We start from the raw sequence: 11,865 nt of genomic DNA, 5'->3' as shown, positions 1-11,865 counted from the left end.
GGGGCAAGCGGGATTTGGCGACGGTTATGCAGCTAAAACAGCGGCTGAAGGCATTAGGCGTTACTTACGACCGAATTGCTACGGACAACTGGGCGGCTTTTCTGAAAGCCTTTCAAGATGAGGGGCACCAAGTGGGTAAACAATATACCGTCGGCATTGAGGGGAACAACTGCCGTTTACGCCAACGGATACGCCGTGCGGTGCGTAAAACCTGCTGTTTTTCCAAGAAGATGTTCTATCACGTTAAGGCATTTGCCATCGGATTTTTCTATATCAACTACGGATTTGTTTGAGGCAGCATACATTTTAGGACACCTCCAGTTTTTCACGCCCCTCCCCGACTCCATCGCTTCGCCGGGAAGCGGCATATTGGCAATAGCCACCATCATGGTTGCCGCAGGTGGTCGGGCGGTTTTTGCTTTTGCCAGTTTGCAGTTTGCATGGCACGCCGCCTGGGTTATTGGTAACGCTTGTTCTCGCGCGCGGCGAGCCAGAGGATGAGTTTGTCGAGCAGGAAGGTTGGCAACAGCCGCTTCGCCGTGCCCATCAGCCAGGTGAGTGCGGTGACGTAGTAGCGCGCTTTCGGTCGCGGCGATTCGATGGCGTGGATGAGTTTCTGCACCACCGCTTCCGGCGGCAGGGTGAACGGCAGCGGCTTGTCGCTTTGCAGACGGTTGGTCATCGCCAGATAGCGCTCCTTGTGGCGGCTGTTGTCGAGGTCAATCCATTGGCGGAATTGCTGGAAGGAATTGCCCCGGAAGTTGCTTTTGATGGGGCCGGGTTCGATCAGGCTGACGTGGATGCCGCTGCCCGCGAGTTCGAGGCGCAGCACGTCGCTCCAGCCTTCGAGCGCGAATTTGGTGGTGGTGTAGGCGCCACGGAAGCGCATCGCGGCGAGGCCGAGGACGGAGCTGTTGTTGACGATGCGGCCATGTCCCTGCACGCGCATCACCGGCAGGATGCGCATGGTGAGGTCGTGCCAGCCGAGCAGGCCGGTATCGAGCTGGTAGGCGAGCGCGTTGCGCGAGAGGTCTTCCAGCGCGGCGGGGATGGCGAAGGCGCCGTTGTTAAAGAGCGCGTCAAGGGTGCCGCCGGTTTGTTTGAGCACCCAGTCGAGCGCCATGCTGATGCTGTCGGGTTCGGTGAGGTCAAGCTGGACGGCATTGAGTCCTTCGCCCTTCAGGCGCTCCACGTCGGCGGCGTCGCGCGCGCTGGCAAATACCTGCCAGCCACGTGCTTGCAGGAGATGGGCGGCGCAAAGGCCGATGCCGCTGGAACAGCCGGTGATGAGGATGCTTTTTTTCATGGTTGCCTCGGTTTGATTGGGTTGGCGCTTTGCCGGAGTCATTAGTGGTGGTGTTATCTGGATGTTTTAATCGGTCTTTGCCGGAAAGGTCAAGATAAATGTCTTGGCTTTTTCCTGTATCTCCTTCCATGAACCCAAATGTTGTCGATTATAAGACAGATCAACAATCCCTAGTTTCATGGGTGAAGTCATCTCAAAATAATGCGTACAGGGTGGTGACGCTACATTGTGATTTGAGCATCGTATATAAGTAACAACGTGCCCATCTGCATCTTTATAAACAAATAAATCTTTTACCCCATTATCCTCTCTCCAAGGCTTTTGTGTCTCCGGGTTTATGCCGGGAACCACATAATATTCTAAACCATAGCGATATTCCCCGGTAAAGGCGTATGGTTCCTCTGCCGCAGTAGCCCACTTTTGAAAACTGGTTTCGTATAGATAATCCAAAGGATATTTTCTGGGGCTCTCTACAGGCGCAGCGCTAATAATTACCCTGACCCAATCATCGCCTCCCGCTGATTGTTCGGCACGGTACTGTTTGACCAAATCCCGTTTTCTTTCGTCATAGAGTGCGCCATCGCTATTGCGGAAGGCAAAGTCAAAGGCCTTGATGATGGATTGATAATTGCGTGTTGGCGGGTTATAGCTGCGGATTTTGTCCATGTCCCAACCGGGGGAATCCACGTATTCGACAAAACGTACCACGGAAGATGGCAGATTGACCGGGACGCCTCCCAAGGTGCCAATAATGTAGGGTTCGCCATATGGGTCTTTGGGTGCATCATCAGGTTGCTGGTTGGCGGCGCCGTGCATGGCATTGGAAACTGCGGCGATGTCGGACGCGGCAGGTGAGGGATGTTGGTTGTTTTGCGCGGGGGCGGCGGTTGTCGCCTTGGGCGGCGGTGCGGGCTTTTTCGGCTGTTCGCAGGTGGTGAGCAGCGTGGCAAGCAGGAGGAGGGTGAGGCGGGTGCAGTTCAAGGGTTGGGTCATGGGCGTTCAAGGGGGAGGATTGGGTGGCGATTTTACATCGGCCATGCGGCAATTCATGTCGCGCCAATGTTTTCCGTCGTTCGTGCGGGCGCTTTAGCCGGAGGCGTCGCTATATGTCATGAGCGGTTGCAGCAGTGTGGCGTGGATGGCGAGCGCTGCCGCGATGCGGGCGGCGAGGGTGTCGTGGTCGTGGCCGCGCCAGAGGTGGCGCCAGAGGTCGCCGTTGTCGGCTTTGTTGTGGTCGTCGTTTATCCAGTCTCTGATGAGTGTGTCGTTGTTTTTGTCTTTGCCGGCGACAAAGTTGTCCAGGTACGGCTGCATCAGTTCAATCGGGGCGAGCCAAAGGGTTTGTTGGGCGCAGGCACGCACGGCAATCCATTGGCGCAGTTGGGTGATGGCTGCGGCGGCGGGGACGGGGGCGAGGTGTTGCAGGGTGTCGTCGGCGTAGTGGATGAGGCTTGTGCCGCCGTCGCCACTGGCACTCCAGGCGAGGTGTTCGAGCCAGTAGCGGTATTGGTGTTTTGGTCGTGCCTTGCTGGCGCTGAGGCGCGGCCAGGTGTCGCCGCCAGTGGGCAGGCGGGCGGTGAGGGTGGTGTGGTCGCCGAGGTCAAGGGTGTGTTCTTTGAGGCCGGGCCAGGTGTCGAGGCGGGCGCGGGCGAGCAGGCTGTGTTGGCGCTGGCGGTAGGCGGCGAGGGTTTGTTCGAGCTGGATGGTGCCGCCGATGCCGCCCGGCCAGGCGGGCAGGCGGGCGAGTTGTGCCGCCGGGTCAGGCTGGTTTTGTTCGAGCGCGGCGATGATGAGGCGCTCGGCCTGGTTTTGTTCGAGCGGGGTCAGCGCGAGTGGTTCGCGTGCGGCGAGCGGGGTTTGCGCGGCGGTGTTGGCGATGTGGTGCGCGCGGGCGTAGGCACTCGCCGGTTTTTGGGTGTCGCGGATGAGTTGGCTAAGGGTCAAGGTTTCAGGCTCGCTGTTGGCGGTGATGGCGGGCGGGATGGCAAGGGTGAGGAAGGGGCGGGGGGGCAAGTTGTCGCGGCGCGGCGTTTTTTCACCCCCTCCCCGGCCCTCCCCCGCTGCGCAGGGGAGGGGGATGGTTTGGGTGGCAGGTTGTTGTGCGGTGGTGGTTTCGGCAGCGGTGGTGTGCGGGCGAACCCCACCCCCGGCCCCTCCCCCACAGGGGGAGGGGGGGATATCGGTGGTGGTTTCGGGCGGTGCGCCAAGGCGCACTCTATGGTTTTCGGCGGAAGGAGGCGGCTCGGCGGGTAGAGGGTTCAGTGTCTGGCGGATGTGTTGCCAGAGCGGGGCGGCGGGGCGGCTCGCGGTTTCGTACGGGTCGGCGCTGAACGGGTCGGCGGGGTGTTCGTGGTAGTAGTAGCGCGGCAGGGTCTCGTTGTCGTGCGGTTTGTGCTGTTCCCGCAGCAGGGTTTCGCCGCGTTCGCGCTGGTCGTCCAGGTACTGGAGGAGTTCTTGTATGGGGCTGGCGGGCGGTTGGGGTTCGTTGTTTTCGGCGGTGTTGTAGTAGATCCAGAGGGCGTCTTCGGCGCGGTTGATGAGGTCGAGCAGGGCGCCGAGGTCTTCGTGTTCGCGGTTTTGGTCGCCGGGGCGCGGGCGGTCGAGGGGGATGAGGTTGTAGCGTTCGTCGTTTTGGCGCGCCGGGTAGTGGTCGCGGTCGGCGTTCATGAAGATGTGCAGTCTGCCCGGCAGGTTGCGCAGGTTTTTCAGGCTGCCGATGGTGATGACGCCGCTCGGTTCGCTGCTGTTTTGTTGGGCGGCGAGGTGGGCTTCGATGTGTTCGTGAATGAAGGCGGGCGGCAGGTAGTGTGCTTCGTTTTGCGGGGCGAGGGCTGCGTGGCTGGCGAGTTGTTGTTGGAGTTCGTCCAGCGCCTGGTCGATGGTTTGCCAGGCCGGGGTGTTTTGGGCGTAGGCGTAGTCGTGGTGCAGGGTGTCGCGCAGTTGTTGGAGTCGTGCCTGTGCGGCGATGCCGGTGTCGGTGCGTTGGGCTTCGGTTTGTTCGGCCAGGGTGGCGAGTGCTTCGAGTGCGGGCAGGTCGGCCAGTGTCAGGCCGGGTTGTGGTACGGCGTCGCGGTAGTGTTCGGCGTCGGGGGTGAGGACGCCGGCGATGAGGCGGTTCAGGGCGTAGGTGTAGGTGTAACGGTGGTCGTGGTCGTCCGGATGCAGCGCGGGCTGGAGTTGGGCGCCGTCGTAGCCGCGTTTGTAGCCCGCGGCGGTGAGGGCGGCGGTGATGCGCTGTATTTGTTCGGGGGCGAGGTTGAGGCTGTGGCAGGTGTCCGGGTTGTGCAGCCAGTCGTGGACGGTGGGCGCGTCGTAGCGGCTGTGGGCGAGGGTGTAGCGGCCGCTGAGGGAGCGCCAGAGGGTTTCGGCGCTGTTTTCGGTGATGCCGATGTGGCGCGCGGGCAGGTGGTTGCCGTCGTAGTCGCCGCCAGGCGGGAAGGTGGCGCGCAGGATGGTTTGTGCGGCGACGGGGTCGGGCAAGTGGATGTAGATGTCGGAGAGGCGACGCGTCGGGTCGGCGTTGAGCCAGGCGGTGATGTCGCTGCGCAGGGTTTCGCTTTGGCGCTGGAGGCCGTGGCAGCCGTGGATGCGCAGGCTGTCGTCGGTTTGGAGGATTTGTGGGGTCGCTGGCGCGGCGGGTGTGCTGCCCCCACCCCGGCCCTCCCCCACGGGGGGAGGGGGGGCATCGGCGGTTGTTTTGGCATCGGCGGTTTGCAGGCTATTCCCACCCCCGACCCCTCCCCCACGGGGGGAGGGGGAGTGTTCGGTGGAGGTTTTTTGTGTGGTGTACGGTTCGACAGCGGTGATGGAAAGGTTATCGCTACCCCCTCCCCAGCCCTCCCCCGCTGCGGACGCTTGCGCGTCCTGCGAGGGAGGGGGCAATTCGGTGAAAGGGGAGTTAGCGGCGGTTGTTTTGGCATCGGCGGTTTGCAGGCTATCCCCACCCCCGGCCCCTCCCCCACAGGGGGAGGGTAGCTGTTCGGTGAGCGGGGAGTTAGCGGCGGGCGTTTTGGCATCGGCGGTCTGGGCAAGGTATGCGGCGATGTGGTCTTCGCGCAGTTCGCGGATTTCGGCTTGCAGGGCGGTGAGGAGGTTGTGCGGGGTGATGGCGGGGGTGTCGGGGCGTTCGGGGTCGCTGTGTTCGTGCAGCAGGCGGGCGAGGTCGCGTTGTTGTTTGCCGTAGCGGGAGACGAGTTCGTGACCGTGTTCGCGGTGGCGGTCGTCCGTCGCCCTGCCTGCGGCGCGGCGTTTGAGGTCGCGCAGCCAGCGGCTGTCCACGATGTCGTCGATGTAGTGTTCGCTGGCGGCGAGGTGGTAGTGCGTGAGGTCGGTGTATTCGCCGAGGCGCTGCATGGTGTCGCGTTCGGCAGCGGTCATGCGGGTCGGCGCAAAGACGGGTATCCAGCGCGGCAGCAGTTCGCGGGCGCGCGGACGGGTGTTGAGGATGTGCCAGAAGGCCTGGTTGTGCTGTTCGCGCGCGGCGTGGATGGCGGCGAAGCGGTCGTGCCAGAGGCGGCTTTGTTGTTGGTAGTGGGCGCGGTAGTGGTCGGCAAGGATGGGCGGCAGGGTTTTCAGGCCGTCGCCGTCGAGGAGGTCGTCCAGCGGCGGCGGGTTGTCGCTTTGCCAGGCGGTGAGCCAGTCGGGGCGCTGGTTGAGGTAGGCGGTGTAGAGGTTGGCGAGTTGGCCGCTGTAGCTCCAGAGGCGGCGGGTCATGGCGGCGGTGAGGCGGGTTTCGTGCGGGTAGAGGGTGCGCAATAGTGCGTGCTGGCGGTGGTTGGGGTCGGCGAGGATGGTGTCGCCGTTTTGGTAAAGGTAGCTGAAGATGTCCCAGCGGATGGCGGTGTTGCTGAGCGGCGCCTGGCTGCCATATGGGCTGCCGGTGATGCGGCCGATGAGCATCCATTCGTAGTTATGCCAGAGGCGCAGGGTGATGCCGCTGGCGACGCCGTTCGTGCTGGCAAGGGTCTGGACGAGGATGTTGCCGACGGGCAGGGTCGGCACGATGAGCGGGGCGTCGCCGAGTGGGCCGCGGCGGCTGTGGTGGTTGTAGTCGGCGATGAAGTGGTCGCGCAGGGTGCGGTAGTCGGCGCTTTCGATGAGGCGGTACATGGCGGGGTTATTCGATGATGACGGGGTGATCGGGCAGTTCGTTGCCGTGCGGGTCGTCCGCCTTGCCGAAGTGTTGGCGCAGCAGCGCGGCGGCTTCTTTGACGAGGGTTTCGAGTGCGGCGGTTTCGTGGCCGGCCCTGAAGGCGCGCAGGGTGCGGGCGGCGAGGTCGTCCCAGACGTTTTGCGGGACAACGGCGCTGACGCCGCTATCGGCGAGGATGTGCAGTTTGCGTGCGGCAAGGTTGAGGTAGATGAGGACGCCGCTGCGGTCGGCGGTATTCCACAGGCCGAGGGTGGCGAAATGGCGTTCGGCACGGCTCTGCGCGGTGGTGTCGGCGAGCAGCGGGCGGCGTTCGATGACGAGGCGCAATTCACCACCGTGGCCGCGTTCGCCTTCCTGGACGGCGCGGGTGAGGGCGGCTATGGCGCGGTCGTCCAGCCAGCGGCTGTCGGCGGGGAAGAGGCGGTTTTTCAGGTTGTGGAGGAAGTTGAACATGGTGTTTTCCGGTGGTGAAAGCGGGGTTATGGGGGCGGTGCCGGAGTTATCCAGTATATATAGCCATCCACCGAAAGCCTCATACTGTGTTGCGTCGCCTCGCCGTACAACCGCGTACTGCCTTCGGCGACGCGCCTTGTCTGAAACTTTCGGTGGATGGCTATAAGCAGGCGGGGTGCTGCGTGGTGTGGGCGAGTTTTTTTTGTTATAACGGCGTCCCGCACGTTTTGTGTTTTTTCAACAGGGGTTCTTCATCATGCTCACTCTGCATTATTTCCCCGGCAGCTGCGCCTTCACCCCGCACGTGGCGCTGGAATGGTCCGGCCTGCCCTACCGCGTCCAGGCGGAATCCCGCGAAAGCATCAAAACCCCGGCGTATCTGAAGCTGAATCCGCTGGGGCAGGTGCCGCTTCTGGAAGATGGCGACTGGGCGCTGTCGCAAAATGTCGCCATCATTGATTACATCAACGATCTTGCGCCGCAGGCAGGGATTTTCACCCACGGTGACGCCAAACAGCGGGCGAAAGCGCGGCAATGGCTGGTGATTGCCAACGCCGAGCTGCACCGACAGTTTAGTTTCGTCTTCGGCCCGGCACGGTTCGTCGAAGGCGAGGCGGCGCAGCAGGCGCTGGCTGCGAAGGGACGCGAGGCGATTTTGCGCCTCTATGGTGTCATTGACGAGGCGCTTGCCGAGCAGAACTATCTTGCGGGCGAACTGTCCATCGCCGATGTTTACGTCTATATGACGCTGCGCTGGGCGAAAGGGCTGAAGCTGGATGTGTCCGCCTTTGCCCGTCTCGCCGCATATTTTGACCGCGTCGGCGCCAATCCGGGCGTGCTCACGGTATTGCAGCAGGAAAGCTGAACAGCAGCCTGACGAAAAAGCGTCCTCCGGGGCGCTTTTTTGATGGACTGCCTACGGCTCGCCAAATTTGCAATGCCCTGTGCCGGCGAAATATAGCCATCCACCGAAAGTTTCAGACAAGGCGCGTCGCCGAAGACAGTACGCAGTTGTACGGCGCGGGTTTCCCTAAAAAATGGCTCCGCCATTTTTTAGGGTGCCCGGTCAGGCGACGCAACACCGTATGAGGCTTTCGGTGGATGGCCATACGCGGCACAAGAGCCGTTTTTTGCCATGCGATCTCCCTCACAAAATCCGCTTTACACCCGCCAATGGCGGCGCTATAGTGTCTGCAAGGCATAACTGCGGGGCAGGCGTTCCCTACAGACCCCTTGACCCTAATTACATCTTGCCTTGGGTGTCAGACGCGGCCAGGTGAGCAAGCTCACGCAAGTGAGAAGCCCGAAGGTTTGTTGAGGCACCCACTTGAACCCTGCGGTTCAAGGGCATTAGGTTAAGCGGCTTTCGCGGTTATGCTGTTCTCCTTCTTCTGGCAAGGCTTTACGCCTTGCCTTTTTCGTTTCTGCGGCAAATGGCCGTATTTCAGGCGACGCTCATGGCGTCGCTTTTTTGTGCATTTTTATCAATGGCGACACAAGCGTTTAGCGAAATATAAAACCCAACATATTGCGCAGTTGTTCCGTCAGTCATACCATATCTTGCGTTTACTGCATGGCGGCGTGCTACCGCCGCCCATGCGGTTTCATCGTTTCAGGAGTGCTGATAATGCTGCGATTTGTCCATGAAGATGTGGTTTGGCAGGAAGTGCCGCACGAGGTATCGCTCGCCTACACCATTGCCGGTTGCCCGCTGCGTTGCCCCGGCTGCCACAGCACTTACACCTGGAACGCGCAACAGGGCACGGCGCTCTCGCCGGAATATTTGCAACAGCGCCTTGCCGACTACGCCGGGCTGTTGTCCTGCGTGCTGTTTTTCGGCGGTGAATGGCAGGAAGCGGCGCTGCTGGAATGTCTGCGTACGGCGCGGGCGGCGGGGCTGAAAACCTGCCTTTATACCGGGCTGGAAGAAGCGCCCGCCGCGCTGTTGCCGGAGCTGACTTTTGTGAAAACCGGCGCTTGGCGCCGCGAACGGGGCGGGCTGGATTGCCCCGACACTAACCAGCGCTTTATCCGCACCGCCGATGGCGCGGTGCTTAACCATTTATTCTGGAGATGATGAAATGCTACGCCTGACGACCGAACAAATTCAGCAAAAACTGGACTTTATGGATGACTACGTGCGCGCGCACAACGCCGCCGACGGCTCCAAACTCGACGCCAACGCCAACGTCACCCAAAAAAACATGGCGACGCTGGAAGCCGAGCTGATGAAAGACCTGATGATTCAGGTAAACCGCGCCCAGGTCAGCCGCAAAATCCGCGAGCTGTTTGGCGAAGCAACCGCCGCCGAATACGTCCGCCAAATCGAGGCGCACGAAATCTACGTCCACGATGAAACCAGCCTCAAGCCCTACTGCGTTTCCGTTTCGATGTATCCCTTCCTGCGCGACGGCATGACCAAGCTCGGCGGCGAATCCGGCGCACCGCAGCACCTCGCTTCCTTCTGCGGTTCGTTCGTCAATTTCGTCTTTGCCGTCAGCGCGCAATTTGCCGGGGCGGTTGCCACCGTCGAATTCCTCACCTACTTCGACTACTTCGCGCGCAAAGATTACGGCGACGACTACCTGCGCACCCACGAAAAAGACATCGCCAACCACCTGCAACACGTCGTCTATGCCATCAACCAGCCCGCGGCCGCGCGCGGCTACCAGAGCGCCTTTTGGAACATCTCCATCTACGACCAGCACTACTTCGAGGCGATGTTTGGCGACTTCGTCTTCCCCGATTTCACGCACCCGAACTGGCAAAGCGTCGCCGCGCTGCAAAACTACTTCCTCAAATGGTTCAACGCCGAACGCAAGCGCGCCATCCTCACCTTCCCGGTGGTTACCGTCGCCATGCTCACCGACAACAAACGCTGCAAGGACGCCGCCTTTGCCGAACACATCGCGGGCGAACTCGCCGCCGGCAACGCCTTCTTCATCTACCTCTCCGACAACCCCGACTCGCTCGCCTCCTGCTGCCGCCTGCGCAACGCCATCGAAGACCGCACCTTCTCCTACACCCTCGGCGCGGGCGGCGTCGCCACCGGCTCAATAAACGTCATCACCATCAATATGAACCGCCTGGTGCAAGACGGGCGCGACCTGCTGACCGAAGTCGAAAAAATCCACCGCTACCAGTACGCCTACCGCAAGCTGATGGAAGACTACCTCGCCGCCGGCATGCTCACCGTTTACGACGCGGGCTTCATCACCCTCGACAAGCAATACCTGACCATCGGCATCAACGGCATGGCGGAAGCCGCCGAATCACAAGGCATCACCGTCGGTAACAACCCGCAATATCTCGCTTTCGTCCAGGAAAAACTGAAAACCATCTACCACGCCAACCAGCGGGCGAGCGCCGCATACGGCGTGCGCTACAACACCGAATTCGTGCCGGCAGAAAACCTCGGCGTGAAAAACGCCAGCTGGGACAAACGCGACGGCTACCAAGTGCCGCGCGACTGCTACAACTCCTACTTCTACCTCGTCGAAGACGACCACCGCACCAACGCCCTCGACAAATTCATCCTGCACGGACGCGAACTCATCGACTGGCTGGACGGCGGCTCGGCGCTGCATTTGAACCTCGATGAAGCGCTCAGCCAGGAAGGCTACCGCAAACTGCTGGACATCGCCGCGCACACCGGCTGCAACTACTTCTGCATCAACGTGCGCATCACCATCTGCAACGAATGCAACCACATCGACAAACGCACCCTGACTGCGTGCAGCGCCTGCGGCTCGCACAACATTGACTACGGCACGCGCGTCATCGGCTACCTGAAGCGCGTCTCCGCCTTCAGCGCCGGACGCCGCGCCGAACACGCGCTGCGCCACTACCACCGCGAACGTGCCGAAGCCGAAAAAGAGGCCGCCGCATAGAAAGAAGCGGGTGATATAGCAATCCTCACAAAGCCCGGTACGACGTTGCGCTGCCTGACCGGGCACTCTAAAAAAATGGCGCAGCCATTTTTTTAGAGAAACTCGCGCCGTACAAAGGCGTACTGTCTTCAAATGCCGGAGCCGGTTGCGGTAGCGCCCCGCGACCATTCTGAACCGCTTATGGCGTGTTCATTGCCAATACATTGCGAAGCGATCTGACGGTTATACCGCTTTTCCTCCTTGTCCAGCGGCTGCGTTTGCTGGATTTCGTCGGTATTTCACTGCTTCGGTGATATTTTTTGATGCCCTGATAACCACTGTCCGCCAACACTTTCAGCGCGCGTGCCAATAGGCAGGCGCGATTGCCTGAACAGCTGAAAAACATGATGACAACTTCCTGTTGCCGCATAAACACACAGCACCTTGCCGCTCTTTTGGCTCACCACAACCTGCATTTTTAATGTGTGTCGCTTCTTTTTGCCGGAATAACAGCGTTTTTGCTTTTTTTGGGACGCTCAACCATGATTTCTGTCGCATCAATCATCACTACTTCCGTTTCTTCCAATGACTGCAATAGTGCTTTCTTGCCCGGCAGGGCAAACTGCGGATGGCGTACCAATACTTCTTCTACCTGCCTGATAATCTTGCATACATTGCTTTCTGTTGTGCCAAATTCGGCGGCAATATGAAACTGCGTGCGGTATTCCCGGTAATAAGTCATGGTAATCAATAACTTATCTTCGAGACTGATGTGTGCCTCCCTGCCGCCGCGTCTATGCTTTTTCTGATAATCCTCCTGCAAGGCCAAGAGCATTGCAGCAAAGGTTTCGGGTTTGACACCGCAAAACCGGCGAAAGTCTTCAGGTGGCAGCATTTTGAGTTCTTCGTATTTCATTTCCTAAAAAGTCAATGTGATGTCATGAATAATTATCCGATTTTCCTGGTTTGGAAAGAAGTCTACTCAATAAAAGCCTGCTCCACCGCCTGTAGCAAATGAACCGCCCCACACATCGGAGGGCGGATGGATTGGATCAGGCAGCTTTGTCTAATCCGTCTTTTTGGCG

General features: G+C 60.4%; 10 protein-coding genes and 1 other RNA gene. 5 read left to right on the top strand and 6 right to left on the bottom strand.

Annotated features, from left to right (window positions below; all coding sequences use genetic code 11):
- On the top strand, window positions 1–293 hold a 293-nt coding region (locus ACO54Z_RS00495), incomplete at its 5' end, for an IS1 family transposase (protein WP_485995256.1).
- Between the two features lie 164 nt (window positions 294–457).
- Here ACO54Z_RS00495 and ACO54Z_RS00490 read toward each other — a convergent pair.
- The 4 genes from ACO54Z_RS00490 to ACO54Z_RS00475 all read right to left on the bottom strand — a co-directional run bounded on the left by ACO54Z_RS00490 (window position 458) and on the right by ACO54Z_RS00475 (window position 6,911).
- A complete protein-coding gene (locus ACO54Z_RS00490) occupies window positions 458–1,306 on the bottom strand; it encodes an SDR family NAD(P)-dependent oxidoreductase (RefSeq protein ID WP_485995255.1) in 849 nt (282 codons plus the stop codon).
- 66 nt (window positions 1,307–1,372) lie between these two features.
- On the bottom strand, window positions 1,373–2,299 hold the full coding sequence (locus ACO54Z_RS00485; protein WP_485995254.1) for a hypothetical protein: 927 nt from the start codon (window positions 2,297–2,299) through the stop codon (window positions 1,373–1,375).
- A 93-nt stretch (window positions 2,300–2,392) separates the two neighbouring features.
- Window positions 2,393–6,415: an exodeoxyribonuclease V subunit gamma gene (locus ACO54Z_RS00480; protein WP_485995253.1), complete on the bottom strand. Its 4,023-nt coding sequence runs from the start codon at window positions 6,413–6,415 to the stop codon at window positions 2,393–2,395.
- A gap of 7 nt (window positions 6,416–6,422) precedes the next feature.
- Window positions 6,423–6,911, bottom strand: coding sequence for a TPM domain-containing protein (locus ACO54Z_RS00475; RefSeq protein ID WP_485995252.1), 489 nt, complete (start codon window positions 6,909–6,911; stop codon window positions 6,423–6,425).
- Window positions 6,912–7,167: 256 nt separating this feature from the next.
- Here ACO54Z_RS00475 and ACO54Z_RS00470 point away from each other — a divergent pair, with 256 nt between their 5' ends.
- The 4 genes from ACO54Z_RS00470 (at window position 7,168) to nrdD (ending at window position 10,801) form a co-directional block, all read left to right on the top strand.
- Complete coding sequence (locus ACO54Z_RS00470) at window positions 7,168–7,776, top strand: glutathione S-transferase family protein (protein ID WP_298081148.1); 609 nt, start codon at window positions 7,168–7,170, stop codon at window positions 7,774–7,776.
- Window positions 7,777–8,109: 333 nt separating this feature from the next.
- A non-coding RNA gene (gene ssrS / locus ACO54Z_RS00465) (6S RNA) lies at window positions 8,110–8,290 on the top strand.
- 248 nt (window positions 8,291–8,538) lie between these two features.
- Complete coding sequence (gene nrdG, locus ACO54Z_RS00460; protein ID WP_298080651.1) at window positions 8,539–8,988, top strand: anaerobic ribonucleoside-triphosphate reductase activating protein; 450 nt, start codon at window positions 8,539–8,541, stop codon at window positions 8,986–8,988.
- A gap of 4 nt (window positions 8,989–8,992) precedes the next feature.
- Window positions 8,993–10,801 carry an anaerobic ribonucleoside-triphosphate reductase gene (nrdD, locus tag ACO54Z_RS00455; protein WP_485995251.1) on the top strand — a complete coding sequence of 603 codons (1,809 nt, stop codon included), beginning with the start codon at window positions 8,993–8,995 and terminating at the stop codon, window positions 10,799–10,801.
- A 178-nt stretch (window positions 10,802–10,979) separates the two neighbouring features.
- Here the strand turns inward: nrdD and ACO54Z_RS00450 are convergent, their stop codons facing one another.
- Window positions 10,980–11,210 (bottom strand): hypothetical protein, encoded by a 231-nt coding sequence (locus ACO54Z_RS00450; protein ID WP_485995257.1) that lies wholly within the window; start codon window positions 11,208–11,210, stop codon window positions 10,980–10,982.
- A 48-nt stretch (window positions 11,211–11,258) separates the two neighbouring features.
- Window positions 11,259–11,696, bottom strand: a complete 438-nt coding sequence (locus ACO54Z_RS00445) for a transposase family protein (RefSeq protein WP_485995250.1) — start codon at window positions 11,694–11,696, stop codon at window positions 11,259–11,261.
- Window positions 11,697–11,865 lie beyond the last annotated feature (169 nt).

This window comes from Cardiobacterium sp. (assembly GCF_057314735.1).
The sequence above is the reverse complement of the archived record's forward strand: the minus strand, read 5'-3'. Positions and strand labels throughout refer to the sequence as shown.